The following is a 14023-nucleotide window of genomic DNA, read 5'->3' as shown; positions in this document are numbered from 1 at the left end:
GGGTCGGTTGCGAGGTTTCGTCGGCGCGGTCCGCGCTCGTTCCTCACGCGTCCCGCTTGCTCAACCTCCGAAGAGTCGCCCCCCGGGCCGGAGTTTGAGCAAGCGAGCGCCAGCGAGCGCTGACGAAACCCCGGCGGCGGACTGCGAGATTGTGATGGGTTCGTGCTGTGCTCGGTCGATCGGCTGACCTGGGTGGTGGGGTGGCCGCGCGCGTAGTCGACCGACACCCGCCGTCAAGGATCGCCTGCGGCGTCCGCTTCGCGGCGGACTTCGTCCGTCCTTGACTGCGGGTCCCGGTCGGTCGACTCATCCGGCGCGCTGCCGGCACGGGCTCCGCCCGCGCCGCCGCCTGCGCGGCCACCCCTGCTCGGTCCGCCGTCGCTGATTGGTCCGCGCCCGGGCCGCCCGGCTCGCGTTTCCGGGGTCGGTTGCCAGGTTTCGTCGGCGCGGTCCGCGCTCGTTCCTCACGCGCACCGCTTGCTCAACCTCCGAAGAATCGCCCCCCGGCCGGAGGTTGAGCAAGCGAGCGCCAGCGAGCGCCGACGAAACCCCGGCACCCCAAGACCGTGTTAGAACACGCTAGCGAATACGCGCCCGGCGAGGTAGAATCAGACATGGCCGCCACCACCGACACCGGAACCGGGCACCCGCTCGCGGCGTTGGTGGCGCGGTTCAAGAAGGACCTCGCCGGCCACGTCGACACCCCGCTGTGGAGCCTGGACGCCGACGACACCGCTGCCTTGTTGGTCGACCTGGCCGAAGTCGCCGCCAGCCTCGCCGAGCTCGAGGCCCGCACCCTCACCCAGGCGGAGGCCCTGGACCTGCCCGGCACGATCGGCGCCCGGTCGACCAGTGCCTGGCTGCGCCGGCTGGTCCCGATCACCCCCGGCCACGCGCACCGCACCACCCGCCTCGCCCGGGAGCTGGCGACCCACGAACAAACCCGGATCGCTGCGGCGGAGGGACGGGTGCTGCCGGACCAAGCGGCGGTGATCGTCGCGGCGGTCGACGAGCTCGACCCCGAACACCGCGACCTCGCCGAGAAGCACCTGATCGCAGAAGCGGCCTACCACGACGCGAAAGCCTTGAAGATCCTCGGCCGCCGCATCCTGGAAGTCATCGACCCCGCCCGCGCCGACGAGCACGAAGCCCGACACTTGGAGGCCGAGGAAGCACGGGCCCGGAAGCACACGTCGTTCGCGATGTACGACGACGACCAAGGCCTCACTCATGGTCGGTTCACCCTCCCCGCCGCGCAGGGCTCGATGCTCCGCAAAGCCCTCGCCGCGCTCGCCGCACCCAAACACGTCAGAGCCACCGACGGCGCCGGGGCTTATGACCACGAGAAGCCCACCCCGCAGAGACTGGGCCTGGCGTTCGCCGAGTACGTGGAGCGGTTCCCCACCGAGAAGCTCCCCAAGGCCGGCGGGCTCAACGCCACCGTCATCGTCACCATTCAACTGGAAACCCTGCTCGGCGGCCTGAAGGCAGCCCACCTCGACACCGGCACGGCCATCTCACCAGGACTTGCCCGACGGCTCGCCTGCGAGGCAGGGGTCATCCCCGCCGTCCTCGGCACCCGCAGCGAGGTCCTCGACCTCGGCCGCACAAGGCGCTTCCACACCCCAGCCCAACGCCACGCGATCGCCCTCGAACAACAGCACTGCCAAACCCCCGGCTGCGACACCCCCGCCGCCTTCTGTCACGTCCACCACGCCCACTCGTGGCAAGACGGAGGCGACACCAACACCAAGGACGCCCGACTCCACTGTCCGTTCCACCACCACCAACTCCACGCCACCGGACAAGCCCATCCGATGCGTACCTGACGCCGGAAGTGCTCAGAGCAGCCCGCGCGCCTTGAGCTCGAGGTAGTGGTCGGCCAGGGCAGGGGGGAGGTGCTCGGCGTCGGCATCGACGACGTCGACGCCGAGACGCGTGAGGAGCTGGGCGGTGCGGGTGCGGCGCTGGGCGGCCTGCTCGGCGGCTGCGGCGTCGTAGACCTCGTCGATGGTGTCGCGCGTGGAGGTGAGCCGGTCGAGCTCGGGGTCGCGGACGGAGGCGATCACGACGCGGTGGTGGCGGGTGAGCGCAGGTAGCACCGCGAGCAGGCCCTCTTCGATCGCCGAGGGCTCCAACGGCGTGAGCAGGACGACGAGGGCGCGCTGCTTCCCGAAACCCTGGACGGCGCCGGCCAGGCCGTCCCAGTCGGCCTCGGCGATCACCGGCTCGAGGTCGGCCATCGCGTCCTGGAGGCGTGCGGCGACCTCGCGGGCACCGGCCGAACGCAGCCGCGAGCGGATCTTCAGGTCGCCGGCCACGAAGTCGACCCGGTCGCCGGCGCGAGCGGCGAGGGCCCCGAGGAGGAGGGCGGCGTCCATCGCCGAGTCCAGGCGCGGGACGTCGTCGACCCGGCCCGCCGAGGTGCGCGAGGTGTCGAGCACGAGCACCACCCGGCGGTCGCGCTCGGGCTGCCAGGTGCGCACCACGACGTTCGGAGTGCGGGCCGAGGCGCGCCAGTCGATCGAGCGGACGTCGTCGCCGCGCACGTACTCGCGCAGCGAGTCGAACTCCGTGCCCTGGCCGCGCACCCGCACCGCCGAGCGACCGTCGAGGTCGCGCAGCCGGGCCAGCCGCGAGGGCAGGTGCTTGCGGGACTCGAACGGCGGCAGCGAGCGCACGGTGCCCGGCACCTGCAGCGTGCGCTGCCGAGCCACCAGGCCGAGCGGACCCGGGAGCCGGACCGTGACTCCGAACGCGCGCAGGTCGCCGCGCCGTCGGGGCAGCAGCGGCGTGTCGAGCACGGCCCGGTCGCCGGGGGAGAGGCGGATGCGGTGCCGGTCGTCGGTAGCCCCGGCGGTCGGCTGCCAGGCATCGCGCACCACGCCGCGCACGGTGCGCGTGGAGTCGTTGGTCACCACGAGCCGGGTCTGGGCGGGATGGCCCATCCGCACCGACGGCGTGGGGCGCCGCACGAACGCAAGCGAAGCGGGCCGCGGCGCGAGCAGCCAGTCGATCAGGCACAGCACCGCGACCAGCAGCACCCACAGCCACACCGTGCTGACGGCAGGGCGCAGCACCACCGGGACCAGGCCCACGATGAGCAGGAGCGGCACACGGCCGGTGATCGCCATCGTCGACGTCGCTACCGCGGCACCGGGACCGAGCCGAGCGCCGAGGCCAGCACCTGGCCGACGTCGACACCCTCCAGCTCGGCCTCCGGGCGCAGCCCGAGCCGGTGCACCAAGGTGGCGTGGGCCAGCGACTTGACGTCGTCGGGCGTCACGAAGTCACGTCCGGTGAGCCAGGCCCAGGCCCGCGCGGCCCGCAGCAGAGCGGTGGCACCACGCGGGCTCACGCCGAGCGAGAGCGACGGCGACTCGCGCGTGGCCCGCGCGATGTCGACGATGTAGGCGGCGACCTCGGGACTCACCTGCACCCCGCGGACGGCGCGCTGACCGGCCTCGATGTCGGCCGCGCCCGCCACGGCGCGGACGCCGGCCGCGGCGACGTCCCGCGGGTCGAAGCCGCCCGCGTGCCGGGTGAGGATCTCGATCTCCGCCGCCCGTTCGGGCACCGGCAGCACCACCTTGAGCAGGAAGCGGTCCAGCTGCGCCTCGGGCAGCGGATAGGTGCCCTCGTACTCCACCGGGTTCTGGGTGGCGGCCACCAGGAACGGCTTGGGCAGCGCGTGCGTGACGCCGTCGACGGAGACCTGGCCCTCCTCCATCGCCTCCAGCAGCGCCGACTGGGTCTTGGGCGGCGTCCGGTTGATCTCGTCGGCGAGCAGCAGGTTGGTGAACACCGGGCCGCCGCGGAAGGACAGCTCGCCGGCGTGGGAGTCGATGACCATCGAGCCGGTGATGTCGCCAGGCATCAGATCGGGGGTGAACTGCACCCGCCGGGTCTCGACGTCCAGCGAGGCCGCGAGCGTGCGCACCAGGAGGGTCTTGGCCGTGCCCGGCACACCCTCCATCAGCACATGGCCGCCACCCAGCATGGCGACGAGCAGTCCGGACACGGCGGCGTCCTGGCCGACGACGGCCTTGGCCACCTCCTGCCGGACGGCGCCGAGCCGCGCGCGCGCCTCCTCGGCGCTCGGTGTGTCCGTCCGCTCCGGGCGGGCGGAGTCGTCCGGCTTGTCCAACGACAGGTCGGTCATGTGCGGCGTACCTCTTCCTCGAGTGCGTTCAGATCGGCCGCGAGGACGATCAGTTCACGGTCTGTGGCGGGCGGTCGCCCGAAGGATCCGACGACGTCGGCGACGGCGGCCTCCGGGCGGCCCAGGTGTCGGGCCAGGTCGCGGATGAGCGTGGCCTCATCGGTGCCGGCGCCGAGCCCGAGGCGCTCGCGGGCTCGGCTGCGCGTCGCGGCGCGCAGCGCGGCGGCCGCGTGCTCCCGGTCGCCGGCGCGGCGATAGAGGCGGCCCCGGCTGCGGGTGGTCTCGATGGCCTTCACGGCGACCGGCAGCGGCTCGGTGGACAGCGGCCCGAGCCGGCGTCCGCGCCAGAACATGAGGGCGATCACGCTTACCGCGACCAGGCCGATCCCCGGTCCGATCCAGTCGGGGGCCAGGGAGCGCAACGAGACGCCGTCGCCGCCGTCGAGATCGCTCAGGTCGGGGATGTACCAGACGAGGCGATCGTCCTCGCCGAGAAGGCGCAGTGCGAGCGCGGCATTGCCGGCGCGGGTGATCTGGTCGTTGGTGAGCAGGTCGCCGGCGCCGAGGAGCACCAGCTCGGCGTCCGGTGCGCCCGGGACCGACGAGATCGCGAGGGCGCCGCCGAAGCAGGTGATCGTGCCCGGCAGCCCCGTGGCGTAGTCGACGTCGATCGAGAGGTCGGCGTAGCGCGGGTCGGAGCAGCCGGCGGCGATCGGGTCGGTGGTGTCGAGGTCGTCGACCGGACCGTCGACCCCCAGGAGGCCCAACAGCCCGGGTCGCGGATCCACCACGACGAGGCGGGCATCGGTGGTCTGCTCGCGCAGCCGCGTCACCGTGCTCTCGCCGAGGGAGTCGGCCGAGGTGACCACCACCGTCGTATCCGCGCCGACCGCGGCGTCGTCGAGCTCGTCCGCGGAACGGACGACGTCGACCTCGACGCCCTGCGCCGCGAGCACCTTCGCCACGGCTTGTGCGCCGGCGGCCCGGGAGTTGGCGGGGTCGAGGCGCGCCTGGCGATCCTCCCCGCCGGTGCCGAGGAAGATCACCAGCGCCACGGCAAGGACCAGGGCGGCCACGATCAGCAGACTGCTCCGGTGGCGGCGCCAACGGCCGGCTGCAGGAGCCGACGAGGCAGGAGCGGTGGTCGTGCTCATCGAGCCGCCGCCAGATCCTGGTCGAGCTGGAGGACGGCGAGTGCCTGCTCGCGGGTGGCGGGTCGCTCGCCGTACATGACGGCGTCGAACAGGTCTGCCCCCGCGGCGGTGCGCTCGCGCCGCTCGGGGTACTCGGTGGCCAGCGCGGCAGCGACCTCGTGGGCGGTGATCGAGGCGACGTCGTCGAGGCGACCCCGTTCGATCTGGCGGCGCGCGAGCGCTCGGAAGCCGTCGATGACCGCCTCGGCGTTGCGGCCCTCGGCCAGTGCTCGCTCGGCGCGGGCGCGCAGCTCGGCCGCGGTGACGATCTCGTCGGAGAGCACCGCACGCTGCTCGACGCCCTTGCGCCGGGCGGTGCCTCGCGCCCGCGAGATGAGGAACGCCGCGGCGACCATCAACGCGACGACGAGGAACGTGATCGCGAACCAGGTGAGCGGCGGGATCGAGCTCGCGCCGTCGACGGTGCCGTCGATCTGACGCTGGATCCAGTCCAGCAGTCTCTGGAGGAGGTCGTCGTCGTGGTAGTCGGGCTTGCTCAACTCGACCTGGAGCAGCCGGCGCGCCTCGTCGGCCGAAGGATCCAGCGGTGGATCGACGGCCGCGAGGGTCACCGGATGCGCGGCGCTCACGCGTCCAGGACCCCGGCCTCACGCATCAGCTCGATGTCGTAGGCCTCCTTGCGCATCCGCAGGTCGAGGTACTGCACGGAGGTGACCGCCGAGCTGAACGGCGCGACGAAGGCCGTCGAGGTCACCTGGGCGAGCGCGGTTCCGACGATGAGCACCAGGGCGCCGTACTTGCCGGCGGTTACGGCGCCGACCTGGGCGATCAGGGCGAACGGGAACGACAGCATCTGCCCGGCGGTCGAGGCGATGAGGACGGTGAGCAGCGCGATGCCGAGGGTGCGCCAGAACTGGCCGAGCGTGAGCCGGTAGCCGCGCGCGATGCTCTCCCAGATGCCGAGCCGTTCGAGCATCAGGGCGGGCACGGGAAGGTAGTAGACGCGGATCCAGAACCACCCGAGCACGGCGAGGAACACCGGCACCGTCGCCAGCCCGACCAGGACCGCGACCAGCGTGGCGCCGGAAGCGACGACGAGCAGCACCCAGAACGCGACGTAGATCGCGATCAGCAGCGTGGTGGCCAGACCCAGCACGACCGCCAGCCCGACCAGGCGCCAGCGCGAGCCGGCCGTGGCGGCCCACGCCTCGCCCAGGGTGAGCCGGCGCCCGACCGCGGCCGCATGGGTCACGTGCGCCACCATGCCGGTGACGAAGATCAACCCGAGGCTCTGGAGGATCGCGCCCAGGCCGAGCGAGCCGTAGGCGAGCAGTGCGCCGAGCAGGTCGCTGTCGTCGATGTCGCCGCTGGACGTCGTGTCGAGGGTGATCCCGACGGTGAAGGTGAGCACCGCGGTGAGCAGCACCGGGATGACCATCGCCACCGCGGCCACCAGCACCGCCGAGCCGACGGTCGCCTTCGGGTTGAACCGGATGATCCGGAACGCGGCGTCGTAGATCGCGCCGAGGCTCAGCGGCTGCAGCGGCATCGCGCCCGGCTTGTGCGCGGCACCCAGCATCCCGCGGGCCGGTGTCCAAGCCGGCGCCTGGCCGGCGAACTGGCCCGGGAACTGGCCGGGGAGCTGACCGGGCTGGCCTGGAGGAGAGACGGGCGCCCACTGCGGTCCGGCCGACCACTGGGACCCGGACGGCTCGGCACCCGGCGGCGGGGAGTCCTGCGGCGGCGCCCCGGGCGGGGGTGGCGAGGCCGGGGGAGGGGGCGAGCCCGGAGGGGGATAGGCCGGCTGATCGGGTGAGGGGGGTTGATCAGACATGGCTTCGGCGTGGCTCCTGAGCGGGGACGGCAGGCTGCTCCGGGCGGTCCCCGGGCGGCCTATGCTCTCAGGTGGGCGGTGAGAACGGGCGGGATGCCATTCGGATTTGGCGCCTCTGTCGATCTCTGCCAAGATATCCAGGTTGCTCCGGCGGGTTGCCGGGGTGCGGCATGTCTTGACTCCTGAATCGCGTCTCCCGGCTCCGCCTCGGCGGGCTGCCTCATGTGTGACGTGGTGAGGGCCTCGACCGACGGCCGCACCGCACCAGGAGACCCGATCAGCCGACAGCCTCGATGCCGCTCCACACAGCGATCGATGCGTAACGCCCTGTTCCATGTTCCACGCAGGCGACACGCCCGACCGCGGGGGTGGGAGGCGAGCAGCCCCAGGACCCAAGCAAGCACGCAGGACGAGCGAGAAGGACGAGCTACCTATGGCGGGACAGAAGATCCGCATCAGGCTCAAGGCCTATGACCACGAGGTGATCGACACCTCGGCGCGCAAGATCGTGGACACCGTCACCCGCACGGGTGCGAAGGTCGCCGGCCCCGTGCCGTTGCCGACCGAGAAGAACGTGTACTGCGTCATCCGCTCGCCCCACAAGTACAAGGACTCGCGCGAGCACTTCGAGATGCGCACCCACAAGCGACTGATCGACATCATCGACCCCACCCCGAAGACCGTCGACTCGCTGATGCGCCTCGACCTGCCGGCCGGCGTCGACATCGAGATCAAGCTCTGAGGATCGCCATGACTACCGAACGCAACGTGAAGGGCCTGCTGGGCACCAAGCTCGGCATGACCCAGCTCTGGGACGAGAACAACAAGGTCATCCCGGTCACCGTGATCGCGGCCAACACCAACGTGGTCACCCAGGTCCGCCTGCCCGAGCCCGACGGCTACAACGCCATCCAGGTCGGCTACGGCGAGATCGAGGGCCGCAAGGTCTCCAAGCCGCAGGCCGGGCACTTCGAGAAGGCCGGCACGACCCCGCGTCGTCACGTGGTCGAGATCCGCACCGCCGACGCCTCCACCTACACCGTGGGCCAGGAGCTCCCGGTCGACACCTTCGCCGCGGGCGACGTCCTCGACGTCACCGGCACCAGCAAGGGCAAGGGCTTCGCCGGCACCATGAAGCGCCACGGCTTCTCCGGCGTGGGCGCCTCCCACGGTGCGCACCGCAACCACCGCAAGCCGGGCTCGATCGGCGCCTGCGCCACCCCCGGCCGCGTGTTCAAGGGCGTCCGCATGGCCGGCCACATGGGTACCGACACCGTCACCACCCAGAACGTCACCGTGCACGCCGTCGACGCCGACAAGGGCCTGATCCTGCTCAAGGGTGCCGTTCCCGGCCCCAAGGGCGGCCTCATCATGCTCCGCTCGGCCGCGAAGAAGCAGGAGGCCTGAGCATGGCTGCCAAGAACGACACGGCCAAGACCGTCGCCGTCGACCTGCCCGCCGCGATCTTCGACGTCGAGGTCAACGTCCCGTTGATCCACCAGGTCGTCGTCGCGCAGCAGGCCGCTGCCCGCCAGGGCACCCACGCCACCAAGACCCGCGGCGAGGTCCGCGGCGGTGGCCGCAAGCCCTACAAGCAGAAGGGCACCGGCCGCGCCCGCCAGGGCTCGACGCGCGCGCCGCAGTTCGCCGGCGGTGGCACCGTCCACGGCCCGCAGCCGCGCGACTACAGCCAGCGCACCCCCAAGAAGATGAAGGCCGCCGCCCTGCGCGGTGCCCTCAGCGACCGGGCCCGCCACGAGCGGATCCACGTCGTGGAGTCGCTCATCACCGGTGAGGTGCCCTCCACCAAGGCCGCGCTCGCGGCGCTGACCGGGCTGAGCCCGCGGGGTCGCTTCCTCGTCGTGCTCGAGCGCTCCGACGCTCTCACCTGGCTCTCGCTGCGCAACGCCGTCGAGGTCCACATCGTCGCCGTCGACCAGCTCAACACCTACGACGTGCTCGCCGCCGACGACGTGGTCTTCACCCAGGGCGCCTACGAGGCGTTCGTCTCCGGTGCCACCGACGCCGGCGCGGCCAAGTCCCCCGCGGCCAAGGCGCCCGCCGCCAAGGCCCCCGCGACCAAGGCCGCCGCCGACGAGGCCGCTGCCGACGAGGCTCCCGCCATCAAGGGCTTCGCCGCGGTCGCCGACGCCGACATCGAGGGCGGCGCTCAGCCGGGCCCCGACGGCGAGGCTCCCGAGGGCTACGACATCAAGGGCAACAAGGACTCCATGAAGTACCACGCCCCCGGTGGCCAGTGGTACGACGCGACCGTCGCCGAGGTCTGGTTCAAGACCCCGGCCGACGCCGAGGCGGCCGGCTTCGTCGAGGCCGGCTCCAAGGAGTCCATCGCGCAGAGCCACGAGGAGGACGAGAAGTGAGCACCCTGCACAAGGACCACCGCGACGTCCTGATCGCACCCGTGGTCTCCGAGAAGAGCTACGGCCTCCTCGACGCCAACAAGTACACGTTCCTGGTGCACCCCGACGCCAACAAGACCGAGATCAAGATCGCCGTCGAGAAGATCTTCGACGTCAAGGTCACCTCGGTGAACACGCTGAACCGCCCCGGCAAGACGCGTCGCACGCGCAACGGCCTGGGCAAGCGCAAGGACACCAAGCGCGCGATCGTCAGCCTGGCCGAGGGCCACCGCATCGACATCTTCGCCGGCCAGGCCTGAGCGGCGAGAGGACTACAGACCCATGGCAATCCGCAAGTACAAGCCGACCACCCCGGGCCGTCGCGGCTCGTCGGTCGCCGACTTCGTCGAGATCACCCGTACGACGCCGGAGAAGTCCCTGACGCGTCCGCTGCCCAAGAAGGGCGGTCGCAACAACCAGGGCCGGATCACCACCCGTCACCAGGGCGGTGGCCACAAGCGCGCCTACCGGATCATCGACTTCCGTCGCTACGACAAGGACGGCGTGCCGGCCAAGGTCGCTCACATCGAGTACGACCCCAACCGCACCGCCCGTATCGCCCTGCTGCACTACGTCGACGGCGAGAAGCGCTACATCATCGCGCCCAAGGACCTCACCCAGGGCACCCGCGTGGAGTCCGGCCCCACCGCCGACATCAAGCCGGGCAACAACCTGCCGCTGCGCAACATCCCGGTCGGTACCACCATCCACTGCGTGGAGCTGCGTCCCGGCGGCGGCGCGAAGATCGCCCGCTCCGCCGGCATCAGCGCCCAGCTGGTCGCCCGTGAGGGCTCGCGCGCCACGCTGCGCATGCCCTCGGGCGAGATGCGCTACGTCGACGTCCGCTGCCGCGCCACGGTCGGCGAGGTCGGCAACGCCGAGCAGTCGAACATCAACTGGGGCAAGGCCGGCCGGATGCGCTGGAAGGGCAAGCGCCCCACCGTCCGCGGTGTCGTGATGAACCCCGTCGACCACCCGCACGGTGGTGGCGAGGGCAAGACCTCGGGTGGTCGTCACCCGGTGTCCCCGTGGGGCAAGCCCGAGGGCCGCACGCGCAAGCGCAAGGCCAGCGACTCCCAGATCATCCGACGCCGCAAGTCCGGCAAGAACAAGCGCTGACCGGGCCAGGAAGAGTAGGGAAAGCAGATGCCTCGCAGTCTCAAGAAGGGCCCCTTCGTCGACGGCCACCTTCAGAAGAAGGTCGACGCCGAGAACGAGAAGGGCAGCCACAACGTCATCAAGACCTGGTCGCGCCGCTCCATGATCATCCCGGACATGATCGGCCACACGATCGCCGTCCACGACGGTCGCAAGCACGTCCCGGTCTTCATCACCGACTCGATGGTCGGTCACAAGCTGGGCGAGTTCGCGCCCACCCGCACCTACCGCGGGCACGTCAAGGAAGACCGGAAGGGGCGTCGTCGCTGATGTCTACCACCGAGCGCTACCGCATCAGCGCGCGCCGCGACTCCCTGCTGGGCGACCAGCCGGGTGCCTTCGCGAGCGCCCGCTTCCAGCGGATCACTCCGATGAAGGCCCGCCGTGTCGTCGACATGGTCCGCGGTCTCCCGGTCGACGAGGCCCTGTCGCTGCTCCAGTTCGCGCCGCAGGCCGCCTCCGAGACCGTCTACAAGGTCCTCGAGAGCGCCATCTCCAACGCCGAGACCACCGAGGGTCTCGACGCCGGCGACCTGGTCATCACCGTCGCCATGGTCGACGAGGGCCCCACGATGAAGCGGTGGCGGCCGCGTGCGCAGGGTCGAGCGACCCGCATCAACAAGCGCACCAGCCACATCACCCTCGTCGTCCAGCCCGCGTCCGTCCTCGAGGGCGGCTCCACCACCAAGAGGAAGGGTGCCTGATGGGCCAGAAGATCAACCCGAACGGCTTCCGCCTCGGCATCAGCACCGACCACAAGTCGCGGTGGTATGCCGACAAGCTCTACAAGGCCTACGTCGGCGAGGACGTCGCCATCCGCAAGCTGCTCTCCAAGGGCATGGAGCGGGCCGGCATCGCCAAGGTCGAGATCGAGCGCACCCGTGACCGGGTCCGCGTCGACATCCACACCGCGCGTCCCGGCATCGTCATCGGTCGCCGCGGCGCCGAGGCCGACCGGATCCGCGGCGAGCTCGAGAAGCTGACCGGCAAGCAGGTCCAGCTGAACATCCTCGAGGTCAAGGCCCCCGAGCTCGACGCCCAGCTCGTCGCGCAGGGCGTCGCCGAGCAGCTCGCCGGCCGGGTGCAGTTCCGCCGGGCGATGCGCAAGGCGATGCAGACCACGATGCGTTCGGGTGCCAAGGGCATCCGGATCCAGTGCTCGGGCCGCCTCAACGGCGCCGAGATGTCGCGCACCGAGTTCTACCGCGAGGGCCGCGTCCCGCTGCACACCCTGCGCGCCGACATCGACTACGGCTTCTACGAGGCCAAGACCACCTTCGGTCGCATCGGCGTCAAGGTGTGGATCTACAAGGGCGAGGTCGCCGGCACCCGTGCCGAGCGTCAGGCCCAGGCCGCTGCGCGCGCCGGTGTTCCCGGCCGCGGCGGCAACCGCCAGCAGCGCGGCGGCGACCGGCCCAGCCGTGGCTCGCGCCCCTCGCGCGCCGACCGCGACGCCGCCCCGGCCGCCGAGTCCTCGGCTCCCGCCGAGGCCGCTGCCGCGCCGACGACTTCCGGAACGGAGGCCTGACCATGTTGATGCCTCGACGCGTCAAGCACCGCAAGCAGCACCACCCCAAGCGCCGCGGCGCGGCCAAGGGTGGCACCTCGCTGGCCTTCGGTGACTTCGGCATCCAGGCGGTCGAGGGTCACTACGTGACCAACCGGCAGATCGAGTCGGCCCGTATCGCCATGACCCGCCACATCAAGCGTGGCGGCAAGGTCTGGATCAACATCTATCCCGACCGCCCGCTCACCAAGAAGCCCGCCGAGACCCGCATGGGCTCCGGTAAGGGCTCGCCCGAGTGGTGGGTGGCCAACGTCAAGCCCGGCCGTGTCATGTTCGAGCTGTCCGGCGTCGACGAGGACGTGGCCCGTGAGGCCATGCGCCGCGCGATCCACAAGCTCCCCATGAAGTGCCGCTTCATCACCCGAGAGGCCGGTGAGTTCTGATGAGCCGCGACACCAAGGCCCACGAGCTCGACGAGCTCAACGACGTCGACCTCGAGTCGAAGTTGCGCGAGGCCAAGGAGGAGCTGTTCAACCTCCGCTTCCAGGCCGCCACCGGCCAGTTGGAGAGCCACGGCCGGCTGCGCACGGTCAAGAAGGACATCGCTCGCATCTACACGGTCGTGCGTGAGCGCGAGCTCGGCATCCGGACCGCTCCGGGCACGAAGGACGAGGCAACCGCATGAGCGACAACACCACCACCGACGCCCCGCAGCGCAACGCGCGCAAGACCCGCGAGGGCCTGGTCGTCAGCGACAAGATGGACAAGACCGTCGTGGTCGAGGTCGAGGACCGCGTCAAGCACGCGCTCTACGGCAAGGTCATGCGGCGCACCAGCCGGCTCAAGGCGCACGACGAGAACAACGAGTGCGGCCCCGGCGACCGGGTCCTGATCATGGAGACCCGTCCGCTGTCGGCCACCAAGCGCTGGCGCCTCGTCAAGATCCTCGAGAAGGCCAAGTAAGCCCTCACAACAACGTTCGGCCAGGCTCGGACCGCTCCCGCAGCTGCGGGACGGAGCGAGAACCGGCTCGACAAGGAGAGAAACAGTGATTCAGCAGGAGTCGCGACTCAAGGTCGCCGACAACACGGGTGCCAAGGAGATCCTCTGCATCCGCGTGCTCGGCGGCTCCGGTCGTCGCTACGCCGGCATCGGCGACGTCATCGTCGCCACTGTCAAGGACGCGATCCCCGGCGGCAACGTGAAGAAGGGTGACGTCGTCAAGGCCGTCATCGTGCGCACCGTCAAGGAGCGCCGTCGTGCCGACGGGTCCTACATCCGCTTCGACGAGAACGCCGCGGTCATCCTCAAGTCCGACGGTGAGCCGCGCGGCACGCGCATCTTCGGCCCCGTCGGTCGCGAGCTGCGCGAGAAGCGCTTCATGAAGATCATCTCGCTCGCCCCGGAGGTGCTGTGATGGCTGGCAAGCAGTCGAAGGTCAACATCAAGAAGGGCGACACCGTCAAGGTGATCGCGGGCAAGGACAAGGGCGCCGAGGGCAAGGTCATCCGCGTGCTCCGTGAGGACGAGCGGGTCATCGTCGAGGGCGTCAACCGCGTCAAGCGGCACACCAAGGCCGTCAACCAGGGCGGTCGCGCGGGCAACACCGGCGGCATCATCACCGTCGAGGCCCCGATCCACGTCTCGAACGTGATGCTCGTCGAGGGTGACGGCGTCACCCGGATCGGCTTCCGCCGCGAGGAGGTCACCAAGCGTCGTCCCGACGGCTCGACCTACCTCGGCGAGCGCAGCGTGCGCATCTCGCGCAAGACCGGCAAGGAGATCTGA

General features: G+C 70.9%; 19 protein-coding genes. 14 read left to right on the top strand and 5 right to left on the bottom strand.

What is annotated here, in order from left to right:
- Nucleotides 1–614 precede the first annotated feature (614 nt).
- A complete protein-coding gene (locus WMR31_RS01805) occupies nt 615–1829 on the top strand; it encodes an HNH endonuclease signature motif containing protein (protein ID WP_340537054.1) in 1215 nt (404 codons plus the stop codon).
- A gap of 12 nt (nt 1830–1841) precedes the next feature.
- Here WMR31_RS01805 and WMR31_RS01800 read toward each other — a convergent pair whose 3' ends face one another.
- The 5 genes from WMR31_RS01800 to WMR31_RS01780 all read right to left on the bottom strand — a co-directional run bounded on the left by WMR31_RS01800 (nt 1842) and on the right by WMR31_RS01780 (nt 7150).
- On the bottom strand, nt 1842–3134 hold the full coding sequence (locus WMR31_RS01800; RefSeq protein WP_340537053.1) for a DUF58 domain-containing protein: 1293 nt from the start codon (nt 3132–3134) through the stop codon (nt 1842–1844).
- An 11-nt stretch (nt 3135–3145) separates the two neighbouring features.
- Nucleotides 3146–4162 carry an AAA family ATPase gene (locus WMR31_RS01795; protein WP_340537052.1) on the bottom strand — a complete coding sequence of 339 codons (1017 nt, stop codon included), beginning with the start codon at nt 4160–4162 and terminating at the stop codon, nt 3146–3148.
- On the bottom strand, nt 4159–5238 hold the full coding sequence (locus WMR31_RS01790) for a DUF4350 domain-containing protein (protein WP_340537051.1): 1080 nt from the start codon (nt 5236–5238) through the stop codon (nt 4159–4161). The genes WMR31_RS01795 and WMR31_RS01790 overlap by 4 nt, the downstream gene beginning before the upstream one ends.
- 74 nt (nt 5239–5312) lie before the next feature.
- Entirely contained in the window at nt 5313–5945 is a 633-nt protein-coding gene (locus WMR31_RS01785; RefSeq protein WP_340537050.1) for a DUF4129 domain-containing protein, read from the bottom strand.
- Nucleotides 5942–7150 (bottom strand): hypothetical protein, encoded by a 1209-nt coding sequence (locus WMR31_RS01780; RefSeq protein WP_340537049.1) that lies wholly within the window; start codon nt 7148–7150, stop codon nt 5942–5944. The genes WMR31_RS01785 and WMR31_RS01780 overlap by 4 nt, the downstream gene beginning before the upstream one ends.
- A gap of 433 nt (nt 7151–7583) precedes the next feature.
- On the opposite strand from WMR31_RS01780, the gene rpsJ reads away from it, so the two are divergent.
- The 13 genes from rpsJ to rplX all read left to right on the top strand — a co-directional run bounded on the left by rpsJ (nt 7584) and on the right by rplX (nt 14023).
- A complete protein-coding gene (rpsJ, locus tag WMR31_RS01775; RefSeq protein ID WP_008360994.1) occupies nt 7584–7892 on the top strand; it encodes a 30S ribosomal protein S10 in 309 nt (102 codons plus the stop codon).
- Nucleotides 7893–7900: 8 nt separating this feature from the next.
- Entirely contained in the window at nt 7901–8557 is a 657-nt protein-coding gene (gene rplC, locus WMR31_RS01770) for a 50S ribosomal protein L3 (protein ID WP_340537048.1), read from the top strand.
- 2 nt (nt 8558–8559) lie between these two features.
- Nucleotides 8560–9531 carry a 50S ribosomal protein L4, sunset domain variant gene (gene rplD, locus WMR31_RS01765; RefSeq protein ID WP_340537047.1) on the top strand — a complete coding sequence of 324 codons (972 nt, stop codon included), beginning with the start codon at nt 8560–8562 and terminating at the stop codon, nt 9529–9531.
- A complete protein-coding gene (gene rplW / locus WMR31_RS01760; RefSeq protein WP_340537046.1) occupies nt 9528–9830 on the top strand; it encodes a 50S ribosomal protein L23 in 303 nt (100 codons plus the stop codon). The genes rplD and rplW overlap by 4 nt, the downstream gene beginning before the upstream one ends.
- A gap of 22 nt (nt 9831–9852) precedes the next feature.
- Complete coding sequence (gene rplB / locus WMR31_RS01755; RefSeq protein WP_340537045.1) at nt 9853–10689, top strand: 50S ribosomal protein L2; 837 nt, start codon at nt 9853–9855, stop codon at nt 10687–10689.
- A gap of 27 nt (nt 10690–10716) precedes the next feature.
- Nucleotides 10717–10998, top strand: coding sequence for a 30S ribosomal protein S19 (rpsS, locus tag WMR31_RS01750; protein WP_340537044.1), 282 nt, complete (start codon nt 10717–10719; stop codon nt 10996–10998).
- Nucleotides 10998–11432, top strand: a complete 435-nt coding sequence (rplV, locus tag WMR31_RS01745) for a 50S ribosomal protein L22 (protein ID WP_340537043.1) — start codon at nt 10998–11000, stop codon at nt 11430–11432. The genes rpsS and rplV overlap by 1 nt, the downstream gene beginning before the upstream one ends.
- Nucleotides 11432–12256 carry a 30S ribosomal protein S3 gene (gene rpsC, locus WMR31_RS01740; protein ID WP_340537042.1) on the top strand — a complete coding sequence of 275 codons (825 nt, stop codon included), beginning with the start codon at nt 11432–11434 and terminating at the stop codon, nt 12254–12256. Before rplV ends, rpsC begins: the two co-directional genes overlap by 1 nt.
- 2 nt (nt 12257–12258) lie before the next feature.
- Nucleotides 12259–12678, top strand: a complete 420-nt coding sequence (rplP, locus tag WMR31_RS01735) for a 50S ribosomal protein L16 (protein ID WP_340537041.1) — start codon at nt 12259–12261, stop codon at nt 12676–12678.
- Nucleotides 12678–12920: a 50S ribosomal protein L29 gene (rpmC, locus tag WMR31_RS01730; protein WP_340537040.1), complete on the top strand. Its 243-nt coding sequence runs from the start codon at nt 12678–12680 to the stop codon at nt 12918–12920. Before rplP ends, rpmC begins: the two co-directional genes overlap by 1 nt.
- The gene (gene rpsQ, locus WMR31_RS01725) at nt 12917–13198 is read left to right on the top strand and encodes a 30S ribosomal protein S17 (protein WP_340537039.1); all 282 of its coding nucleotides are present in this window, start codon (nt 12917–12919) and stop codon (nt 13196–13198) included. The genes rpmC and rpsQ overlap by 4 nt, the downstream gene beginning before the upstream one ends.
- Nucleotides 13199–13283: 85 nt before the next feature.
- Nucleotides 13284–13652, top strand: a complete 369-nt coding sequence (gene rplN / locus WMR31_RS01720) for a 50S ribosomal protein L14 (RefSeq protein ID WP_135266712.1) — start codon at nt 13284–13286, stop codon at nt 13650–13652.
- Nucleotides 13652–14023, top strand: coding sequence for a 50S ribosomal protein L24 (rplX, locus tag WMR31_RS01715; RefSeq protein WP_340537038.1), 372 nt, complete (start codon nt 13652–13654; stop codon nt 14021–14023). The genes rplN and rplX overlap by 1 nt, the downstream gene beginning before the upstream one ends.

This window comes from Nocardioides epinepheli (assembly GCF_037936805.1).
Taxonomy (GTDB): Bacteria; Actinomycetota; Actinomycetes; order Propionibacteriales; family Nocardioidaceae; genus Nocardioides.
Note: the sequence above shows the minus strand (reverse complement) of the source record. Positions and strands in the feature narration are given on the sequence as shown.

Coding starts and splice junctions, on each gene's coding strand:
- rpsQ (WP_340537039.1), top strand. CDS start 12,917: ATGAGCGACAACACCACCACCGACGCCCCGCAGCGCAACGCGCGCAAG.
- rpsS (WP_340537044.1), top strand. CDS start 10,717: ATGCCTCGCAGTCTCAAGAAGGGCCCCTTCGTCGACGGCCACCTTCAG.
- WMR31_RS01795 (WP_340537052.1), bottom strand. CDS start 4,162: ATGACCGACCTGTCGTTGGACAAGCCGGACGACTCCGCCCGCCCGGAG.
- rpsJ (WP_008360994.1), top strand. CDS start 7,584: ATGGCGGGACAGAAGATCCGCATCAGGCTCAAGGCCTATGACCACGAG.
- rplX (WP_340537038.1), top strand. CDS start 13,652: ATGGCTGGCAAGCAGTCGAAGGTCAACATCAAGAAGGGCGACACCGTC.
- rpmC (WP_340537040.1), top strand. CDS start 12,678: ATGAGCCGCGACACCAAGGCCCACGAGCTCGACGAGCTCAACGACGTC.
- rpsC (WP_340537042.1), top strand. CDS start 11,432: ATGGGCCAGAAGATCAACCCGAACGGCTTCCGCCTCGGCATCAGCACC.
- WMR31_RS01805 (WP_340537054.1), top strand. CDS start 615: ATGGCCGCCACCACCGACACCGGAACCGGGCACCCGCTCGCGGCGTTG.
- rplC (WP_340537048.1), top strand. CDS start 7,901: ATGACTACCGAACGCAACGTGAAGGGCCTGCTGGGCACCAAGCTCGGC.
- WMR31_RS01780 (WP_340537049.1), bottom strand. CDS start 7,150: ATGTCTGATCAACCCCCCTCACCCGATCAGCCGGCCTATCCCCCTCCG.
- WMR31_RS01800 (WP_340537053.1), bottom strand. CDS start 3,134: ATGGCGATCACCGGCCGTGTGCCGCTCCTGCTCATCGTGGGCCTGGTC.
- rplP (WP_340537041.1), top strand. CDS start 12,259: ATGTTGATGCCTCGACGCGTCAAGCACCGCAAGCAGCACCACCCCAAG.
- rplV (WP_340537043.1), top strand. CDS start 10,998: ATGTCTACCACCGAGCGCTACCGCATCAGCGCGCGCCGCGACTCCCTG.
- rplD (WP_340537047.1), top strand. CDS start 8,560: ATGGCTGCCAAGAACGACACGGCCAAGACCGTCGCCGTCGACCTGCCC.
- rplB (WP_340537045.1), top strand. CDS start 9,853: ATGGCAATCCGCAAGTACAAGCCGACCACCCCGGGCCGTCGCGGCTCG.